General features: G+C 69.1%; 16 protein-coding genes, 3 tRNA genes and 1 riboswitch. Of the genes, 13 read left to right on the top strand and 6 right to left on the bottom strand.

Annotated features, from left to right (window positions below; translation table 11 throughout):
- Nucleotides 1–30: 30 nt before the first annotated feature.
- The gene (locus ACFQ4H_RS13735; RefSeq protein WP_377570770.1) at nucleotides 31–882 is read right to left on the bottom strand and encodes a Rieske (2Fe-2S) protein; all 852 of its coding nucleotides are present in this window, start codon (nucleotides 880–882) and stop codon (nucleotides 31–33) included.
- A gap of 226 nt (nucleotides 883–1108) precedes the next feature.
- Nucleotides 1109–1369, top strand: a riboswitch (cobalamin riboswitch).
- 153 nt (nucleotides 1370–1522) lie between these two features.
- Here ACFQ4H_RS13735 and ACFQ4H_RS13730 point away from each other — a divergent pair.
- Both ACFQ4H_RS13730 and ACFQ4H_RS13725 read left to right on the top strand, forming a co-directional pair.
- On the top strand, nucleotides 1523–3895 hold the full coding sequence (locus ACFQ4H_RS13730; protein WP_377570730.1) for a ribonucleoside-diphosphate reductase subunit alpha: 2373 nt from the start codon (nucleotides 1523–1525) through the stop codon (nucleotides 3893–3895).
- Nucleotides 3886–4899, top strand: coding sequence for a ribonucleotide-diphosphate reductase subunit beta (locus tag ACFQ4H_RS13725; RefSeq protein ID WP_377570728.1), 1014 nt, complete (start codon nucleotides 3886–3888; stop codon nucleotides 4897–4899). Before ACFQ4H_RS13730 ends, ACFQ4H_RS13725 begins: the two co-directional genes overlap by 10 nt.
- A gap of 88 nt (nucleotides 4900–4987) precedes the next feature.
- Here ACFQ4H_RS13725 and ACFQ4H_RS13720 read toward each other — a convergent pair whose 3' ends face one another.
- The 3 genes from ACFQ4H_RS13720 to ACFQ4H_RS13710 all read right to left on the bottom strand — a co-directional run bounded on the left by ACFQ4H_RS13720 (nucleotide 4988) and on the right by ACFQ4H_RS13710 (nucleotide 8050).
- Nucleotides 4988–5503: a pyridoxamine 5'-phosphate oxidase family protein gene (locus ACFQ4H_RS13720; RefSeq protein ID WP_377570725.1), complete on the bottom strand. Its 516-nt coding sequence runs from the start codon at nucleotides 5501–5503 to the stop codon at nucleotides 4988–4990.
- Nucleotides 5504–5635: 132 nt separating this feature from the next.
- Nucleotides 5636–7063 (bottom strand): dihydrolipoyl dehydrogenase family protein, encoded by a 1428-nt coding sequence (locus tag ACFQ4H_RS13715; protein WP_377570769.1) that lies wholly within the window; start codon nucleotides 7061–7063, stop codon nucleotides 5636–5638.
- 60 nt (nucleotides 7064–7123) lie between these two features.
- Nucleotides 7124–8050 carry a phytoene/squalene synthase family protein gene (locus ACFQ4H_RS13710; protein ID WP_377570767.1) on the bottom strand — a complete coding sequence of 309 codons (927 nt, stop codon included), beginning with the start codon at nucleotides 8048–8050 and terminating at the stop codon, nucleotides 7124–7126.
- A gap of 121 nt (nucleotides 8051–8171) precedes the next feature.
- Here ACFQ4H_RS13710 and crtI point away from each other — a divergent pair, with 121 nt between their 5' ends.
- From crtI to ACFQ4H_RS13675, 7 genes are all read left to right on the top strand, one after another.
- Nucleotides 8172–9653 (top strand): phytoene desaturase family protein, encoded by a 1482-nt coding sequence (gene crtI / locus ACFQ4H_RS13705; RefSeq protein ID WP_377570724.1) that lies wholly within the window; start codon nucleotides 8172–8174, stop codon nucleotides 9651–9653.
- The gene (gene idi / locus ACFQ4H_RS13700; protein ID WP_377570722.1) at nucleotides 9650–10213 is read left to right on the top strand and encodes an isopentenyl-diphosphate Delta-isomerase; all 564 of its coding nucleotides are present in this window, start codon (nucleotides 9650–9652) and stop codon (nucleotides 10211–10213) included. The genes crtI and idi overlap by 4 nt, the downstream gene beginning before the upstream one ends.
- Nucleotides 10203–11144 carry a MerR family transcriptional regulator gene (locus tag ACFQ4H_RS13695; protein ID WP_377570720.1) on the top strand — a complete coding sequence of 314 codons (942 nt, stop codon included), beginning with the start codon at nucleotides 10203–10205 and terminating at the stop codon, nucleotides 11142–11144. Before idi ends, ACFQ4H_RS13695 begins: the two co-directional genes overlap by 11 nt.
- Before the next feature lie 111 nt (nucleotides 11145–11255).
- Nucleotides 11256–12080 carry a polysaccharide deacetylase family protein gene (locus ACFQ4H_RS13690; protein ID WP_377570719.1) on the top strand — a complete coding sequence of 275 codons (825 nt, stop codon included), beginning with the start codon at nucleotides 11256–11258 and terminating at the stop codon, nucleotides 12078–12080.
- A 168-nt stretch (nucleotides 12081–12248) separates the two neighbouring features.
- Nucleotides 12249–12321 (top strand) — tRNA-Glu (locus ACFQ4H_RS13685).
- Nucleotides 12322–12347: 26 nt separating this feature from the next.
- Nucleotides 12348–12424: transfer RNA gene (locus ACFQ4H_RS13680), tRNA-Asp, on the top strand.
- Between the two features lie 103 nt (nucleotides 12425–12527).
- Nucleotides 12528–12601: transfer RNA gene (locus tag ACFQ4H_RS13675), tRNA-Phe, on the top strand.
- 269 nt (nucleotides 12602–12870) lie between these two features.
- Here ACFQ4H_RS13675 and ACFQ4H_RS13670 read toward each other — a convergent pair.
- The gene (locus ACFQ4H_RS13670; protein WP_377570716.1) at nucleotides 12871–15222 is read right to left on the bottom strand and encodes an ATP-binding cassette domain-containing protein; all 2352 of its coding nucleotides are present in this window, start codon (nucleotides 15220–15222) and stop codon (nucleotides 12871–12873) included.
- Between the two features lie 71 nt (nucleotides 15223–15293).
- Here ACFQ4H_RS13670 and ACFQ4H_RS13665 point away from each other — a divergent pair, with 71 nt between their 5' ends.
- From ACFQ4H_RS13665 to ACFQ4H_RS13655, 3 genes are all read left to right on the top strand, one after another.
- Nucleotides 15294–16103 (top strand): TetR/AcrR family transcriptional regulator, encoded by an 810-nt coding sequence (locus tag ACFQ4H_RS13665; protein WP_377570713.1) that lies wholly within the window; start codon nucleotides 15294–15296, stop codon nucleotides 16101–16103.
- A gap of 133 nt (nucleotides 16104–16236) precedes the next feature.
- Nucleotides 16237–16749, top strand: coding sequence for an SRPBCC family protein (locus ACFQ4H_RS13660; RefSeq protein WP_377570711.1), 513 nt, complete (start codon nucleotides 16237–16239; stop codon nucleotides 16747–16749).
- A 184-nt stretch (nucleotides 16750–16933) separates the two neighbouring features.
- The gene (locus ACFQ4H_RS13655; protein WP_377570709.1) at nucleotides 16934–17377 is read left to right on the top strand and encodes a hypothetical protein; all 444 of its coding nucleotides are present in this window, start codon (nucleotides 16934–16936) and stop codon (nucleotides 17375–17377) included.
- A 43-nt stretch (nucleotides 17378–17420) separates the two neighbouring features.
- Here the strand turns inward: ACFQ4H_RS13655 and ACFQ4H_RS13650 are convergent, their stop codons facing one another.
- Nucleotides 17421–17810: a hypothetical protein gene (locus ACFQ4H_RS13650; RefSeq protein ID WP_377570707.1), complete on the bottom strand. Its 390-nt coding sequence runs from the start codon at nucleotides 17808–17810 to the stop codon at nucleotides 17421–17423.
- Between the two features lie 228 nt (nucleotides 17811–18038).
- On the opposite strand from ACFQ4H_RS13650, the gene ACFQ4H_RS13645 reads away from it, so the two are divergent.
- Nucleotides 18039–19394 (top strand): ABC transporter substrate-binding protein, encoded by a 1356-nt coding sequence (locus ACFQ4H_RS13645; RefSeq protein WP_377570704.1) that lies wholly within the window; start codon nucleotides 18039–18041, stop codon nucleotides 19392–19394.
- Nucleotides 19395–19455 lie beyond the last annotated feature (61 nt).

Below are 19455 nucleotides of genomic sequence, written 5' to 3'. Positions count from 1 at the left end.
CAGTCCCGCCGACCACGCCAGGTGGTCGGGTCAGGGCAGCCGGGTCTGTAGCACGCCGTCCACCACCCGGGTGGGTAGCACCTGCTGGTCGGTACCGGCCGGCCCGTGTACGACCTCACCGCCGTTGAGCTGGAAGGTGCTCCCGTGCCAGGGGCAGACCACACAGGTACGCCCGTCGACCCGGGTGACCCTGCCCTCGCCGAGCGGACCGCTCTGGTGGGCGCACCGCTCCAACATCACCGTGACCTCATCACCGTCCCGGTACACCACCACCGACACGTCGTCGACCTCCCGGGTCAGCAACGTGGCGTCGGGCAGGCTGGCGATGTCGGCGATCGGATGCCACCCGTCCTCGATCAGGTGCAGTTCCTGGACGCCCTGGTTGACCCCGGCGGCCTGTTTGTAGGCCAGGTGCCCACCGAGGTACGCCCCGCCACTGGCCGCCGCCAACCCGAGGAAGCCGAGCATCCGGCCGGCACCGTGTCGTCCACTCAACCGGGCAGCCACCGAGCCGGCGTACAGGGTCGTGCCGATCGCGTTGGCCATCGCGTGGACCAGGCCGACCCGTCGCTGCTCCCGGGAGAGCGACGCCCAGTCGTTGGCCCCGGCGATCGCCGCCGGCAGCGCACTCGCGGTGCCCACCGCCACCAGCACCGTCGCGGCCCGTCGCTGGCCGGGGATCAGGTCCAGGATGGCGGTGCTGACCCAGGCACCGATGGGCAACTGCACGAGCGCCGGATGCAGCGGATGACCGAGGTTCACCCCGTGTAGGAAGTCCCGGACCCGCTGGTTCGGCAGGACCGAGAAGACGCCGTGTTGCAGCCGGTCACCCAGCCGGTCGAGCCGGGCGGCCCGCTCCAGCTTCGTCATCATGTTCCGCACCATCATCGTCCGCACTCCCGGCTACTTCCCGGCCGTACGGTGGCCAAACCGCCACCGGCACGCCGGCTGGGTGCCGGGAGCGTGGCTGACCTGCCGGAGCTGACGGGCAGACAACGACCGCCCACGATGATCCAGATCCACTCCCGTCAACCGCGACACGCCACACCATCTGGTGCGTTGACGTACCCCCAGCCACTACATCTAGGATCGGTTCATTGCTGGTCCACCCTTGCCCCTCCAGGCGGGTGGCCAGGCTTCGGCATCCATCCAGATGTCGCGGCCAAAGAGGGAACCCGGTGTGAATCCGGGACTGCCCCGCAGCGGTGAGCGGGAACGACCGCCGTCAACAGCACTGGATCACGGTGTCCGGCCGGAAGCCTTTCGGTCTGGACAGGCCAGCCGGATCTGGGAAGCGACGGCCAGTAGGCAAGCGCGGCAACGCGCCCTGCCCGCAAGTCCGAAGACCTGCCAGTAATGCGTGTCGGGCACCGACCCGTCCGACGCGCGTACCACCTCGGGGCCTCGCGGGAGGGCCGTCGAGACGTACGGGTGACTGCCGGAACACCGACCGGCGGTGATCCGGCGTGCCGACGTGTCCCCTCGCGAGTCTCCGGTCCGGCCGAGACGACGAGGAGCGAACATGACGGCAGCCGTGACCACCGCCCCGCCAGCAGCGGAGCCTGAGCAACAGCCCGACCACGGGCTGCGTACCGCCGTCGAGCGGCACCGGCACGATCTGCCCGACACCGATGCCGAGCGGGTGCTGGCCCTGGTCCGATCCGGGCGGACCCCGGGTGCGGGCCAGGACGAGCTGCTCCAACTGGCCATCTCCGCCGCCGCCGGGCTGATCGCCGAGGAGCCGCAGTACGCCAGGCTGGCCGCTCGACTACTCACCGAGCGCATCCGACAGGAGGCCGCTGACCAGGGCGTACGCACGTTCAGCGAATCCGTCGCGGCAGCAACCAGACAGGGGTTGCTGGATCCCGGCTTCGTCACCTTCGTCGCCGCGCATGCCGCCGAACTCGACGCCCTGGTCGACCCCACGGCCGACGATGCCTTCGAGTTCTTCGGCCTCCGTACGGTCTACGACCGCTACCTGTTGCGGCACCCGGAGAGCCGGAACGTGCTGGAGACCCCGCAGCACTTCTTCCTACGGGTCGCCACCGGCCTGGCCGAAACGGTCGAGCAGGCCGCCGACCTGTACCGACGGATGGCCAGCCTGGCCTACCTGCCCAGCTCGCCGACGCTGTTCAACGCCGGTACCCGGCACCAGCAGCTCTCCTCCTGTTTCCTGGTCGACTCGCCGAAGGACGAGCTCGAATCGATCTACGAGCGCTACACGCAGGTGGCGAAGCTGTCCAAGTACGCCGGCGGGATCGGTGTCTCCTGGTCCCGGGTACGCTCGCGCGGCTCGCTGATCCGGGGCACCAACGGCTACTCGCACGGGATCGTGCCGTGGCTGCGCACCCTGGACGCCAGCGTGGCGGCGGTCAACCAGGGCGGCCGGCGCAAGGGGGCGGCCTGCGTCTACCTGGACACCTGGCACGCCGACATCGAGGAGTTCCTGGAGCTACGGGACAACACCGGTGACGAGGCCCGGCGTACGCACAACCTGAACCTGGCCAACTGGATCCCGGACGAGTTCATGCGGCGGGTCGAGGCGGACGCGGACTGGTCGCTGTTCGACCCGAAGGACGTACCGGAACTGGTCGACCTGTGGGGCGACGAGTTCGACACCGCCTACCGGGCGGCCGAGGTCGCAGGCAAGGCTGTGAAGACCCTGCCGGCCCGGAGCCTGTACGCCCGGATGATGCGTACCCTGGCGCAGACCGGCAACGGCTGGATGACCTTCAAGGACGCGGCGAACCGTACCTGCAACCAGGTGGGCAACGGTGGCGGCGTGGTGCACCTGTCCAATCTGTGCACCGAGATCCTGGAGGTGACCAGCGACGGGGAGACCGCCGTCTGCACCCTCGGCTCCGTCAACCTGGCCGCCCACCTCGTGGACGGCGAGGTCGACTTCGCCGCGCTGGCCGACACCGTCCGGATCGCGGTCGCCGCCCTCGACCGGGCGATCGACCGCAACTACTTCCCGACCGAACAGGCCGCCGCCGCGCACCGACGCTGGCGACCGATCGGTCTCGGAGTGATGGGACTGGCCGACGTCTTCGCCGCGCTGCGGCTGCCGTTCGACTCGCCCGGGGCACTGGCGCTCTCCACCCGGATCGCCGAGGAGATCGCCCTCGCCGCGTACGACACGTCGGCCTCGCTGGCCGCCGAGCGGGGCGCGCACCCGGCGTACGGACAGACCCGGGCGGCCGGTGGCGTGCTGCACCTCGACCACTACCCGTCCGCCTCGCCGGTACGACCGGACGCCTGGGCGGCGATACGGGAGAAGGTCGCCCGGTACGGTCTGCGCAACTCGCTGCTGGTCGCGATCGCACCGACCGCCACCATCGCCTCGATCGCGGGCTGCTCGGAGTGCGTCGAGCCGCTGGTCTCCAACGTCTTCAAGCGGGAGACCCTGTCCGGCGAGTTCCTCCAGGTCAACCGGCATCTGGTGGCCGACCTCAAGCGGCTCGGCCGGTGGACCCCGGCGACCCGGGACGCGATCAAGACCGCCGACGGGTCGGTGGCCACCTTGGACATTCCGGACGAGTTGAAGACGCTCTACCGGACCGCCTGGGAACTGCCCCAGAAGGCGCTGATCGATCTGACCGCCGCGCGTACGCCGTACGTCGACCAGTCGCAGTCGCTGAACCTGTTCCAGGCCGCCCCGACCATCGGCAAGCTCTCCTCGATGTACGCCTACGCGTGGCGGGCCGGGCTGAAGACGACGTACTACCTGCGTTCCCGTCCCGCGACGCGGATCGCCCAGACCACCGTCAGAAAGGGTCCCCTGCTATCGCTGTCTGCCCTGGAAGGGGCCCTTCCCGACACCCCAGCGGCCGAGGCGGCGGACGCCGTGGCCTGCTCCCTGGAAAACCCGGAGATCTGCGAGGCATGCCAGTGACCAGTCAGATGTTGCTCGACCCCGGCATGGACCTGACCCTGCGTCCGATGCGCTACCCGGACTTCTACGAACGGTTCCGGGCGGCCATCCGTAACACCTGGACGGTGGAGGAGGTCGACCTGGCCTCGGACGTACCCGACCTGGCGAAGCTGTCGGATCAGGAACGGCACCTGGTACACCGACTGGTGGCGTTCTTCGCCACCGGTGACTCGATCGTGGCGAACAACCTGGTGCTCAACCTCTATCAGCACGTCAACGCACCGGAGGCCCGCCTCTATCTGTCCCGGCAACTCTTCGAGGAGGCGGTGCACGTCCAGTTCTACCTGACCCTGCTGGACACGTACCTGCCCGACCACGACGAGCGGGCGAAGGCGTTCGCGGCGGTCGAACACATCCCGTCGATCCGGGACAAGGCGGACTTCTGCTTCCGCTGGATCAACTCGATCAACTCGCTGCACCGGCTGGAGACCCGGGCCGACCGGCGGGCGTTCCTGCTCAACCTGATCTGTTTCGCCGCCTGCGTCGAGGGGCTGTTCTTCTACGGCGCCTTCGCGTACGTCTACTGGCTGCGCTCACGCGGCCTGCTCTCCGGGTTGGCCACCGGCACCAACTGGGTGTTCCGCGACGAGTCGATGCACATGGAGTTCGCCTTCGCGGTGGTCGACACGGTCCGCCGGGAGGAGCCGGACCTGTTCGACGACGAGTTGTCCGCCCAGGTGACCCGCATGATCAAGGAGGCGGTCGCCGCTGAGCTGGCCTTCGCCCGGGACCTGTGCGGGGACGGGCTGCCCGGCATGAACACCGCGGACATGCAGCGCTACCTGGAGTACGTCGCCGACGCCCGGCTCACCCGGCTCGGGCTGCCACCCCGGTACGGCTCGGAGAACCCGTTCCCGTTCATGGAGTTGCAGGACGTCCAGGAGCTGACGAACTTCTTCGAGCGGCGGGTGTCGGCGTACCAGGTGGCCGTCTCCGGTTCGGTCTCCCTGGACGAGGCCTTCTGACTGTGGGCGAGGCCTGCTAGTTGATCCGCGTGACCAGGGAGTTCTGTCGAAACACGCCGACGACACGCCGGAGTCGGTCAGTCCCTGGTCACGCGGAGAAGCGCCAGCGGGTCTGCCCGTACTCGCCCTTGGCGAAGCCGAAGATGGTGGTTGGCGCGACCTCGTACACCAGGGCCGTGCCGCCGGCGGCGTTGTGGAAAACGCCGTCACGTACCTCGAAGTGCCAGTCACTGCCGTACTTCGACTCGTACGCGGCGGCGATCCGCCGCAGCCTGCCGTCGTCGTCCACCTGCACGGCTTCGCCCTCGACCACGAGGTCGAGCCCCTTGTTCAACATGTTGGACCCGGTGGTGAGCACGCAGTGTGCATTGGCCGCGAGGTTCCTCGCCTTGCGCTCGGTCGGGCCGGTGCAGAAATACAGCATGTCGTCGTGCCAGAGGGCCAACAGTGGTGTGACGTGCGGGCGCCCCTCCGGTCGGACCGTCGAGAGCCAGTACACCTCCGCGTCGACCAGGTGCTCCCGCGCCTGCGCCCACTCGATCGCGGTCGCGCCCTCACTGCTGAACCGCGGGTCCAGCTCGCCCACCGGCTCCTTCTCCACCATCTCGGTCTCCTCACCTCGGCCAGTCGGCCAGTCGGCCAACTACATCGTCCGTCATCATTTCCGACCGGGCCGACGTTTTCCGGGTTCCGCAGCTCGGATCGCGGGCGCTGGCAGGTCAGGACCGGGCAACGGCTAGCCGGGGGCGGAACCGCCCAGGTCGCGGAGCGCGTCCTCGATCGCCCGGTGGAAGGTCGGGTACGCGTACATCATGTTGCAGAGGGTGGCCAGCGGCACCTCGCCGTGTACCGCCACGGTCAGCGCGCCGAGTACCTCGCCTCCGGCCGGGCCGGCGGAGGTCGCGCCGACCAGGACTCCCCGCCCGGCATCGGCCACCAACTTGACGAACCCCTCGTTGCCGGCCTTGTGGATCCATCCCCGTGCCGAGTTGGACAGTCGGGCCAACCCCACCTGCACGTTCAGTCCCTGGTCACGGGCCTGCTGCTCGGTCAGGCCGACCGCGCCGATCTCCGGGTCGGTGAAGGTCACCCGGGGCAGCGCCCGATAGTCGGCTCGGGGCCCGGGTCCGGTAGGCGGCCCGCCCTCGGCGCGTGGACCGGCACCCGAGCCCGGGCCTGCCAGGATGTCCCGAACGGCGATCGCGGCCTCGTACATCGCCACATGGGTGAACGCACCGTGACCGGTCACGTCGCCGACCGCCCAGATACCGTCACCGGCCCGCATCCGGTCGTCGACGGTCAGGAACCGTTGCGCTGGATCCAGCCCGACCGTCTCCACTCCCAGTTCGGCCAGCCGCGCCCGCCGCCCCGTGGCCACCAACAGTTGGTCGCCGCCGACCACCACACCACCCGACAGGTGTACGGCGAATCCGCGCGTGTCGTGGCTGACGCGTTCGGCGCGTACACCGGTCTGGATCTCCACGCCGTCGGCCTGCAACGCCTCGGCGGCCAGTGCGGACGATTCGGGCTCCTCCATGGCCAGCAACCGGTCAGCCACCTCCACCACGCTCACCCGTACGCCGAACCGGGCGAAGACCTGGGCGAGTTCCAGACCGATCGCCCCACCTCCGAGCACCACCAGCGAGTCGGGCAGCTTCTCGACCGCGATCGCCTCCCGGTTGGTCCAGTACGGCGTTTCCGCCAGCCCTTCGATCGGTGGAGCGGCAGCTGACGTGCCGGTGCCGATCACGATGCCTCGGCGAGCCTGACAGACGTGGTCACCAACGCGTACCTGCCCGGGACCGGCGAGGATCCCGTGACCGCGGACCATTCGTACGCCCTTACCGGTGAGCCGTTCGACCGCGACCCGGTCGTCCCAGTGGTCCGTGGCCTCCTCGCGGATCCGGCGCGCCACCGGCCCCCAGTCCGGCCGGACCTGCGCCGTACCGGCCAGTTCGTCGACTCGCCGGGCCTCGGCCAGCGCGTTCGCCGCCCGGATCATCATCTTGCTCGGGACACAGCCCCAGTACGGGCACTCCCCGCCGACGAGACCCCGTTCGATGCCGACCACGGACAGACCAGCCTCAGCCAGCCGACCGGCGACCTCCTCACCACCGACCCCGAGGCCGACGACGACCACATCCACCAGTTCCGGCTCCGCCATCCCGCCAGCATCCCGCAGACCCGTCACCCGGGCCACCCGACTGGCGAGATGCCCTGGTCGTCAGCTGATCGCCGCTGGATCGGTCGGTGGGCCGGGTACGGCGACCGGGGCACCCGCCGGGGCCAGCAGGTGCCGGGCGGCGACCGCCAACCGACGCCGACCCGGCACGGTGGCCCGCTTGGCGAAGACGTCGTACGACTGCGCGGCCACCTCGTCGAGGATCCCGCCGTAGACCGCGTAGGCGGTCCGGATGCAGGACTGCGATCCGGGATCCAGCAGCACGATGCCCGGAGCCGCCGCCGCGTAGTGCGCCTGGGCCCGGGTCACCTCGTACTCGATCAGTTCCCGGATGCGCGGCGTGGCGCGACGGCGCGCGGCGGCAGCGACCAGGTCCTCCCGGGTCAGGCCGAACGCGGCCAGATCCGCATCCGGCAGGTACGTCCGGCCGCGTTCGAGGTCCTCGGCGACGTCCCGGATGAAGTTGGTGAGCTGGAAGGCGAAACCGAGCTGTCGAGCCGGTTCCCGGGCGGCCTCCGGGTCCCGGCTACCGAGGATCGGCAGCATCATCGTGCCGATGACCGCAGCCGAGCCCTCCATGTAGTCGAGCAGGTCAGCATAGGTCGGATACGAGGTGACGGTCAGGTCCATCGCCATGCTCTGGAGGAACGCCACGAAGTCACGACGATCGAGGTCGAAGACAGCGATGGTGTGCAGGACGGCGGGCAGCAACGGGTCGTCCACCGGCTCACCGCGCAGGCCGGTCGTGAACCGGTCGGCCCATTCCGTGAGCTGCGCCTTCCGCGCCCCGGGCGTCAGGTCGCCGGTCCGGTCCACGATCTCGTCCGCGTAGCGGGTGAAACCATAGAGCGCGTGCACGTGCCGTCGCTTCCACGCCGGCAGCAGCCGAGTCGCGAGATAGTAGCTGCGCCCGTGCCGTTTGTGCAGCTCACGGCAGCGTTCATAGGCTGCGGTGAGATCGGCGGACACCATCCCCCCTCGGATAATCGACGCAGCAATCGATGCAACTCGTAAGCCTAGGGTACGCTCGGCCCGGGTCGTAGCCGACTGCGGTAGCGGTTGCGACCACGAGGACGGTGGAGGTGAGCGCGTGCGGACGGTAACCGGACGCACCGATCGGGTGGTGATCGTCGGCGCCGGCCTGGGTGGTCTCGCCTGCGCGCTGCACCTGGCCGGCAGTGGTCGGCAGGTCACCGTGCTGGAACGCGAGCCGGTGCCGGGTGGCCGGGCCGGTCGACTCAGCATCGAGGGATACGAGTTCGACACCGGACCGACGGTCCTGACCATGCCCGACCTGATCGCCGAGGCGCTCGGCGCGGTCGGTGAGGAACTGACCGACTGGCTGGAGCTGAGCCCGCTCGATCCGACGTACCGGGCGCACTATCCGGACGGATCGACGCTGGATGTGATCGCGGACACGGCCCGGATGGCCGCCGAGGTCTCCCGGGTCTGCGGGCCCCGGGAGGCGGACGGCTACCTGCGCTTCGTCGACTACGCCCGCAACCTGTGGCAGTTGGAGCGCCGCGACTTCATCGACCGTAATCTCGACTCGCCGATCGACCTGCTCACCGGCAACCTGCTACGACTGGTCGCGGCGGGCGCGTTCCGTCGGCTGCAGACCAAGGTCGACCAGTTCTTCGCCGATCCCCGCACCCGCCGGATCTTCTCCTTCCAGGCCATGTACGCCGGGCTCGCCCCGCACGACGCCCTCGCCATCTACACCGTCATCGCCTACCTCGACTCGGTCGCCGGGGTCTACTTCCCGCGCGGTGGCATGCACGCGGTGTCCCGGGCACTGGCCGGGGCCGCCGAGAAACACGGGGTCCAGATCCGCTACGGCACCACCGTCGACAAGGTGGAGACCTCGGCCGGGCGGGCGGCCGCCGTACGGACCACGGACGGCGAGCGCGTCCCCGCCGACGTCGTGGTGCTCAACCCCGATCTGCCGACCGCCTACCAGGAGCTGCTGCCCCCCACCCGAACCCGCCGGATCCGTTACTCGCCGTCCTGCGTGGTGCTGCACGTCGGTTCCCGCCAGGCGTACAGCCGGATCGCCCACCACAACATCCACTTCGGCCGGGCCTGGCAGGGCACCTTCGACGAGGTCATCAAACGCGGCAGACTGATGTCCGATCCGTCCCTGCTGGTGACCAATCCCAGCCGGAGCGACCCGTCGGTGGCACCGGCCGGTCGACACTCCTACTACGTACTGGCACCGGTGCCCAACCTCGACCGGGCCGACCTGCCCTGGCGCGACGGCCTGGCCGACCGGTACGCGGACGAGCTGGTCAGCACCCTGGAGAGCCGGGGTTACGTCGGCTTCGGCGACGGAATCGAGGTCTCGCGGGTCGTCACGCCGGCCGACTGGGCCGATGCGGGGATGGCCGCCGGCACGCCGTTCGCCGCCGCACACGACCTTTTCCAGACCGGGCCGTTCCGTCCGACCAATCTGCACCGCACACTGTCCAATGTGGTTTTCGTCGGATCCGGTACGCAGCCAGGCGTAGGCGTACCGATGGTCCTGATCTCCGGGAAGCTCGCCGCGGCCCGGGTGACCGGAGGTGCGCGATGACGGTCCGGGAGACACACCTCGTCGAACTGGTCGATTCCAACGGGCAGGCCATCGGGGAAACCACCGTGGCCGACGCACACCAACTCCCCGGTCGGCTGCACCGCGCCTTCTCGGTACTGCTGCTGGCCCCGGACGGCCGGCTCCTGCTGCAACAGCGGGCGGCGGTGAAGACCCGGTTCCCACTGCGCTGGGCGAACGCCTGCTGCGGGCACCCGGCCCCGGGCCAGACTCCGGAGGCGGCTGCCAACGACCGGCTACGGGAGGAGTTGGGCATCGGCCCGATCATCCTGACCAAGGTCGGCACGTACCTCTACCGCGCCGAGGACCCCGCCACCGGTCGGGTCGAGCACGAGTACGACCACGTGCTGCGCGGGGAACTCGCACCGGACGATCCGCTACTCCCGGACCCGGCCGAGGTGGCCGATCTGCGCTGGGTCGAGCCGCTGGACCTGATGGCCGCGCTGGACGCCGATCCACTCCGGTACGCGCCCTGGCTCGGTGGGGTACTCGACCGGTTACTGTCCGCCGGCAACGCTGCGGAGCGGTCGGGTGGGCGATGATGCCCTGAGCGCCGGGGCGGTCGCCCGCCGACTGGGTGTGGCGGTCACCACGCTGCGGACCTGGCATCAGCGCTACGGCCTGGGACCGAGCCAGCACGTTCCCGGCCACCACCGGCGTTACACCACCGACGACCTCGCCCGGCTGGAGGTCATGCGGCGACTCACCGCCGAGGGGGTGACCCCGGCCGAGGCCGCCCGGTGGGCGCGCCGGGCGCCGAACGACGTACGGGTCGGCAAGCCGGCCGGAACGCCTCGCCGCCAACCGCCACCGGCCCGCGCCGGTGGCGGCACCACGATTCCGGTCGGCCGGTCCGGACCGGGTGCGCGTGGTCTGGCCCGGGCGGCGATGCGACTCGACCCGGTGGGCCTGCGGGACACGATCAGCCGGGCGATCGCCACCGACGGGGTGATCGCGACCTGGGATGGGATGGTCAGGCCGGTGCTGGTGGGCATCGGTGAACGTCACGCCGCCACCTCCGGACTGATCGAAGTGGAGCACCTCGTCTCCCGGTGCGTGTCCGAGGCCCTGGCCGCCGTGGCCCGTCCGCCCGCCGGGACGGCCCCACCCCGGATCCTGTTGGCCTGCGCCGACGAAGAGCAGCACACCCTGGCGTTGGAGGCACTTGCCGCAGCGCTGGCTGAGGTGGGCGTGGCCTGCCGGCTACTCGGTGCCCGGGTACCGGCGCGGGCCCTGGTCGACGCGGTCAACCGGACCGGGCCGGCCGCGGTCGTCGTCTGGTCACACGCCCCGGCGACCGCCGATCCGGACCAGATCACCGCCCTGCTGGCCGGGCCACGGCGGCCGTTGCTCGCCCTGGCGGTTGGACCGGGCTGGCAGCCCACGGCACTCCCGGCCGGGGTGCTGTGCCCGGCCAGCCTCGGCGAGGCGGTGGCCATGCTCACATCCGTACGGGCACTGCCCGACCGATGACGCGGGATTGCCCCAACGGTCCCCGATATCCGACTTCTCCAGGAACGCGAGCGTCGCTCAAGTCAGCTAGCGTGAGCTTTCCTGTCCCGGTGCCCCCTCGGGAGTTGAACGATGTTCGGACGTGCCGCTGCGGCGGCCCTCTTGGTCCTGCTCACCCTGCTCACCGGCTGCGCCAGCGACGGCCAGCGAGGAGCTCAGCCACCCACCGCGCCCGGTTCGCCGCCTGAGCCCAGCCCAACCGCCCCGGCTCCCGGCACCGATCCGGCCGTGCCACCCACGAACAGGCCGACCACGCCGAGCCCCACGAAGACCCCGAAGCGATCACCGGGGTCGGGTGGAAAGAGCGGGCCGCTGAACACCAAACGCGTGACCGGGGTCAAGGCGGTCGCGCTCACCTTCGACGACGGACCACACCCGGTCTGGACACCGAAGGTGCTCGACCAGCTTCGCGCGGCGAAGGTGAAGGCCACGTTCTGCCTGGTCGGCACCCAGGTCCGGCGGCATCCCGAGTTGGTCGCCCGGATCGTGCGGGAAGGTCACTCACTGTGTAACCACAGTTGGCAGCACGACCTCGAACTCGGCAAGAAGTCGGAGGCCGAGATCCGGGCCAACCTCGAACGTACGAATCGGGAGATCCGTCGGATCATCCCCGACGCGAAGATCCCCTACTACCGTCAGCCAGGCGGCAAGTGGACCGCGAGCGTGACCAAGATCTCCCGGGAACTGGGCATGACGCCGCTGCATTGGGACGTAGACCCCCGAGACTGGGACAAACCGAGCGCAGGAACCATTCGTACCCGCGTCGTCGACCACGCCCGGGCCGGCTCGATCGTGCTGCTGCACGACGGCGGGGGCGACCGCACGAACACCGTCGCCGCCTGTCCGGGGATCATCGCGGCCCTCAAGAGCAAGTACGGCATCGCGCGACTGAAGTGACCCGGGCAGCTCAAAGTGGCTCCTGAGCTGCCCCTTTACAGCGAGGCAGCCCCGAGGGGATACCAATTTGGTTCTGCGACGCGGGATCACGTATGCTTCTGATGCCTCCGGCGGGGCCGGATGGGAGCACCAGCCGCCAAAGTTGCGATATGTAATGATGGCGGGGCCGCCCTCATCGTCTAGCGGCCTAGGACGCCGCCCTTTCAAGGCGGTAGCACGGGTTCGAATCCCGTTGGGGGCACGCACGGACCGGCCTAGCCGGAGCAAGGTCCTGTGGAGCAGTTGGAGTGCTCGCCGCCCTGTCAAGGCGGAGGTCGCGGGTTCAAGTCCCGTCAGGACCGCCAGCGCCGCTCGCCGCGCGTACCAACGCGCGGCGTTCTGCGTCTGCGGCTCAGACCACCCGCTCGGCGACCTAGCCAAAAGCCGGGTAGCATGAGACGAGTACCAGGCCAGATAGCTCAGTTGGTACGAGCGTCCGACTGAAAATCGGAAGGTCGGCGGTTCGACCCCGCCTCTGGCCACATAGCCTTTCGCCGGGCTTACAGAAGCGGTGACCTGCGGAAACACAGGTCACCGCTTCTGTTTTTCCGCAGACTGCCACACCGAAGATGGTGGCCGAGCGGTTCCTGTCGACCTGCCCCGTTCGTGCACCCGACGGTCCTCCCGCCCGGATCGCCGGCGGGCCTGACCGCGCCCTGACTCGGGTCAGCTCCACGAGTCCGGCGAGGGTACGGCGGCACCGGGCCACCCGGAGTCGCCCCTCCGGGTGGCCCGTCCTGACCGTGCCCCCTCAGCTGCCGGCCGGGTCGGGCTGAGCCCCGGCCGACTGGAGGTAGGTCCTCAGGTGGCGGGCGGTCAACGAGTCCCCGTGGGCGACCAACTCGGCTGGCGTACCGGTGAACACCACCCGACCGCCGTCCTGGCCTGCCCCGGGTCCAAGGTCGATGAGCCAGTCGGCGTGGGCCATCACGGCCTGGTGGTGCTCGATGACGATCACCGTGTTGCCGTGGTCCACGAGACGGTCCAGCAACGCCAGCAGCTGGTCCACGTCGGCGAGGTGCAGACCGGTGGTCGGCTCGTCCAGTACGTAGGTCGCGGCCTTCTCGGCCATGTGGATGGCCAGCTTGAGCCGCTGCCGTTCGCCTCCGGACAGCGTGGTCAGTGGCTGGCCCAGGCTGAGGTAGCCCAGTCCCACGTCGGCCAGCCGGTCGAGGATGGCCCGGGCTCCACCGGTGGCGAAGAAGTCCCGGGCCTCGGCCACGGACATCCCCAGGACCTCGCTGATGTCCTTGCCACGCAACTTGTACGTGAGCACCTTCGGAGTGAACCGCTTCCCCTCGCACTGCTCGCAGACCGACGCCACCCCGGCCATCATGGCGAGGTCGGTGTAGACCAGCCCGATCCCCTTGCAGTTCGGGCACGCCCCCTCGGAGTTCGCGCTGAACAGGGCGGCCTTGACCCCGTTGGCCCTGGCGAAGGCCGTACGGATCGGGTCGAGCAGCCCGGTGTAGGTGGCCGGGTTGCTGCGCCGGGAACCACGGATCGCGGACTGGTCGACGACGACCACACCGTCCCGACGGGGCAACGAGCCGTGGATCAGCGAACTCTTACCCGAGCCGGCCACCCCGGTGACCACGGTCAGCACCCCGAGTGGAATGTCGACGTCGACGTTCCTGAGGTTGTGCAGGCTGGCCCCGGTGATCGACAGTTGTCCCACCGGCTGGCGTACCTGCGGACGCAGACGGGCACGGTGGTCGAGGTGTCGCCCGGTCAGCGTGCCCGACCGACGCAGTCCGGCGACGTCCCCGGTGTAGCAGATCTGTCCCCCGGCCGAGCCGGCCCCCGGTCCCAGGTCGACCACATGGTCCGCGATCTCGATCGTCTCGGGCTTGTGCTCGACGACGAGTACGGTGTTGCCCTTGTCCCGCAGCCGGAGCAACAGGTTGTTCATCCGCTGGATGTCGTGTGGGTGCAGCCCGACGGTCGGTTCGTCGAAGACGTAGGTGACGTCGGTGAGGCTGGATCCGAGATGCCGGACCATCTTCACCCGCTGGGCCTCGCCGCCGGAGAGGGTGCCTGACTCGCGGTCCAGGCTCAGATAGCCCAGGCCGATCTCGACCAGTGAGTCCAGGGTGTGGCACAGGCTGTCGACCAGCGGCCGTACCGACGGGTCCTCGATGCCTCGGACAAAGTCGGCCAGGTCGCTGATCTGCATCGCCGAGCATTCCGCGATGTTTCGACCGTTGACCAGCGAAGCCAGCGCGGCGGGATTGAGCCTGGTGCCGTGGCAGGACCGACAACCGGTGAAGGTCACGGCCCGGTCGACGAAGGCCCGGATGTGGGTCTGCGTCGGCTCCCGGTCCTTGGCGAGGTAGAGCCGCTGGACCTTGACCACCAGTCCCTCATAGGTGACCTTGAGGGTGCCCACCTTCAGCGTGGTGGCCGGCTTGTGGAGGAAGTCCTCCCACTGGGCCGGGCTGAAGTCCTTCAGTTTGACGTCCGGGTCGAACAGGCCCGAGTTGACCATCGTCTGCCAGTACCACGACCCGACGGTGAAGTTGGGTACGGTGATCGCTCCCTCGTTGAGGGAACGGTCGCGGTCCACCAGCTCGTCGATGTCGATGTCCGAGACCCGGCCCAGTCCTTCGCACGCCTGGCACATGCCCTCGGCGTTGTTGAAGCTGAAGGCGCTCGACGTACCGACGTGGGGATTGCCGAGCCGGCTGAAGATGATCCGCAGCATGGTCTGCGCGTCGGTCGCCGTACCGACCGTCGACCGGGAGTTGGCTCCCATCCGCTCCTGGTCGACGACGATCGCCGCGCTGAGGTTGCGTAGGGCATCGACGTCGGGACGCCCGAGGCTGGGCATGAACGACTGGATGAAGGCGGTGTAGGTCTCGTTGATCAGCCGCTGCGACTCGGCGGCGATGGTGCCGAAGACCAGGGATGACTTCCCGGACCCGGAGACCCCGGTGAAGACCGTGAGCCGCCGCTTGGGTACGTCGAGCGACACGTCGGCGAGGTTGTTCTCCCGGGCACCTCGAACCTCGATGACGTCGTGGCTGTCCGCAGCAGTCCGGTCCTGCCCCTGGACACCTTGGCCAGCACCCGTCGCTGGGCCGCTGGCTGCCTGGCTTCCCATGCCTTCCTCCCCGTATCTTTATGACGTAAAGTAATCTGGGGGAGATTACTTTACGTCATAAGGAGTTGCAAGTGGTCGTCTTCGCCGGGCAGGGCGACGCGCGTCGCTCGATGACACTGCTGTGGCGTACCGCCGGTGACGAAAGCCGGACCGGACCGGGGCGCAAGCCGGGTCTGACCGTCGAGATGATCGTGGAGGCGGCGATCGTGGTGGCCGACACCGAGGGCATGGCCGGCCTGTCCATGAACGCGGTCGGCCAGCGGCTCGGTCGTACGGGAATGGCCCTCTACACCTATGTCCCCAGCAAGAACGAGCTGGTCGACCTCATGCACGACCACGTGCTGGCCGAACTACCCACCGACTACGAACCGACCGCGGGCTGGCGGGCGGCCGTGACCGCCTGGTCCGAGGATCTGTGGACGTTCTACCTCCGCCACCCATGGATGCTGCAGGTGTCGCAGGCGCGGCCGGTGCTGGGACCCAACGAGTACGCCGTCCTCGAGGCGCTGCTCCGCATCCTCCGCGACACCGGACTGAGCGCCCGGTCCCTGAATCACGTCGCCAGCACGCTCTTCCACCTCGTACGCGGAGCCGCGCGGATGGTCACGGAGTCGAGGCAGGCCGTGGCCACCACCGAGATGTCCGAAGATCAGTGGTGGCTGGCCCGTTCGGCCCTGTTGGACGAGGTGGCCCCCGACTTCGCCGAACGGTTCCCGGTGCTGGCCTGGCTGTCGGCCGAAGGTTCGTTCCGGCACGATGACGAGTCCGCGCCGTACATGGAGCAGGAGGCCCGGGAGACGTTCCAGGTCGGGCTGACGGTTCTGCTGGACGGGATCGAGTCGGCGATACCGAAGGACCCGCACCGAAGTGGCGCTGACTGACCACGCCGGAGAGCGTTCGTCGACCTTCCCGGCCGACGCGGTTCGGCTACGGACGGACACCACCCGCCTCAACGGCCGAAACTGCGATCATCCCGGCTGCGGAAACAGCCACCCACCAGTAGTGTTCCGATTCATGGGACAGGAGACCATCAATCCGGACGGCATCCAGCAGGACGTGTCGAGGTACTCCCTACGCAGCACCCTGCATGTGTCCGCACCGCCGGAACTCGCATTCACCGTATTCACCAGTGGCCTTGCCGAGTGGTGGGTGAAGGAGTACACCTGGTCCGGTCCCGACGCCCTCGCCGATATCGGCATCGAGCCACGCGCGGGTGGCCTGGCGTACGAGATCGGGCCACACGGTTTCCGCTGTGACTGGGGTCGGGTCCTGGACTGGCAGCCCCCCGCCCGACTGGTGTTCGCCTGGCAGATCGGCCCGGACCGGGCACCGGTACCGGATCCGGCCAGGGCCAGCGAGGTGGAGATAACGTTCACGCCGGAGGACGCCCGTACCCGGGTCGAGGTGGAGCATCGCCACTTCGACCGGCACGGAGAAGCTGCCGAGGGCTATCGTCAGGCACTCACTGCCGGATGGCAGGAGTTGTTGTCCCGCTACACGCTCGCGGTCGACACCAACCGCCGCTGACCGCCGTGGGTTTCGCCGCCGACGCATGCGGCAACCCCCGACAATGCCGGCCGACCGAATACGGCGATCACGTACGCCGGATTCACCAGGACAACGGGCCAACACCGACAGACATTGATGGTTACGATCACCTCGTTTGTCGTCCGTCTACTACCGGCGGCTACTGCCACGGTTGGAGGTACAGATGGTCCGAAAGCTTGGCCGGCAACTCGCCGGCACGGCACTCGCCCTGGTCACAGCAGGCGCTGTGGGCGGGTCACCGGCGCAGGCCAGCCCGACGGAAACACTGCCCGCCGGGATTGAGAACCAGTTCGGAACCCAGGCCTCGTGCTACAGCGGTGCCCTCAGGTCGTACTTCCAGATGGGTGGTTGGGGTGGCGATGCCGGGCCCTTCCGGACCACCAGCCGGTGCCGTGACATCAACGTCCGCAATGACAGCATGTACGCCACGTACGCCTGCGTGGTCTTCATCGACCAGACCGGCAACTGCAACTACTGGACGTACATTCCGGCTCGGTCCTCGTGGTACGTGGTCGCCACCAACGTACGCGACGGGGTCCGTTTCAAGGTCCGATTCTCGAACAGCTTCTTCGAATACGACCCGCTGATCTCATGGGCCGCCGCCTAGTGGTGTCGACGTTACGAACCACGGTCGGGACCACCCAGCGGGCCTAGCCGGCGCGGCGGCGCAACGTCGCGACGGTGGACCCGGCCAGGGTCAGTAGGCAGTCGGGCAGTTGTCCGTCGGCCAGCGCCGCGCCGAACAGGGCTTCCCCGGTGTCGACGTCCCGGTTGACGTATGCGCTGACGAACCGGGCCACCCAACGTGCGTCATACGCCGCGTCGTCGATGCCGGGGAAGTCCAGCGTCCATGCGCCACGCGGCACCCGGTCGCCGACCATCGTCGCGGCGAGGCACCAGGCGACGTCGTACGCCCCGGCCACACCCGACCGGTCGACCACCGCATCGAACGTACCGACAACGGCATCACTGTCGCCGGCCAGCGCTGAATGCAGCACTGCGGTGGCGTCGGCGAGGGTCTCCTGCGGTACGTCCGTCACGTGCGGAAGGGTATGCCGCCAGGTCAAGCGTCGTCCCCGCAACTGCGGAAATCGGGTTCCCGACCGGATCGCCCGGGTTCGCCGCCGACCCGCCCAGCCGATGATCTACCGAGGTGTCCGGCCCCGCCCAGCCGATGATCTACCGAGGTGTCCGGCCGGGTGACCTCACACCAGACGTCGATAGCGACTAATGTCCGCAGCGAATCTTTGGGGAGGAAAGGACGACCCATGTTCGGATCACGCGGCTCGCGCAGCGCTGCCCTGGCCGCCTGCGCCGCGCTTCTGTTGGGCATGGCTACCGCCTGCGAATCAGAACAGCCGAAGGAACCCGCTACCCGACCGGTACGGCTCTACGGCACCGACGGAAACATGCAGAACAACTTCGCCAGGGAGTTCAGCAAACCCGCTGGCCTACTGGACGGGATGAAGGGCACCACGCCACAGACCCCGCTGTCCGACGACTTCAAGAGCCGGCTGCGTTCGGTCGACCCGAAGCTCGACGACTTCCTCTACACCGGTGAGATGTACGACGCGATCGTGATCACCGCCCTGGCCGCTCAACTCGCCGGCTCCACCGAGCCCGGGGAGATCGCCAAACAGATCGTCGGCGTCACCAACACCGGTGCCCGGTGCAGCTCGGTCGCGGTCTGCCTCCAGCAGGCCCGCAGCGGCCTCGACATCGAGTACCGTGGCGTCTCGATCACCCGGGGCGGGCTCACCGACGTCGGTGAGCCCTCCACCGCGACCTACGCCACCCTGCACTTCGACGGGAACGGCCTGCTCAACCCGAGCAAGACCGAGTTCGTCGGCGCCGGTGACGAGTCGGCCGCCAGCACCGCCGTACCTCCCAAGCCCCGTACCGCCGTCAACACGGCCAGCAGCCGTACCACCGGCGGACCGCTGAAGCTCGGTGGCCTGCTGTCCCGTACCGGTGCGCTCTCCCTGGGCTACCCCGCGATGGCCGCCGCCTCGACGCTGGCGATCAGGGAGGTCAACGCCGCCGGCGGGGTGCTCGGCCGGCCGGTGGTCTGGATCGCCGGTGACGACGGCACCGACCCGGCGACCGCGAAGGCCGTCGTCGCCCGGCACATCGCCCAGGGCGTGCAGGTCGTCATCGCCGGTGGTGCCTCCGGCATCGCCCGCGCGGTGCTGCCCGACGTGCTGGCCGCCGGGCTGGTCCTGTTCTCCCCGAGCAACACCGACGCCGGCCTGAGCACGATCGAGGACCAGGGACGTTACTTCCGTACCGCCCCCTCCGACCTCCTCCAGGGCCGGGCGTTGGCCGATGTGATCCTCCGTGACGGGCCCAGCCGGATCGCCATCGTCGCGCGCCGGGATCCGTACGGCGAGGGTCTCCAGGGGCACGTCCGAAGCGAACTGGAGCGGGCCGGCATCAGCGGGGACCGGATCAGACTGCTCACCTACGAGGTGCCGACGAGCGGTCCCGGAACGCGGATCGACTTCACCGCAGGCGCTCGGGAGATCCAGAAAGCCGGTGTCGACGCGGTGTTGGTGATCGGTTACGGCGAGTCGGCTCAGGCCATCGAAGCGCTCGTCGACGCCGGCGTACGCCTCGGCCACTGAACGCGGCGTCCGAGCCGACCGGCCTCGCCCGCCCCTGGCTGGCATCGCCCCTGGCCGGTGT

Origin of the sequence: Micromonospora sonneratiae, assembly GCF_042679305.1 — a bacterium.
In the GTDB taxonomy this organism is placed as follows: Bacteria; Actinomycetota; Actinomycetes; order Mycobacteriales; family Micromonosporaceae; genus Micromonospora_H; species Micromonospora_H sonneratiae.
Note: the sequence above shows the minus strand (reverse complement) of the source record. Positions and strands in the feature narration are given on the sequence as shown.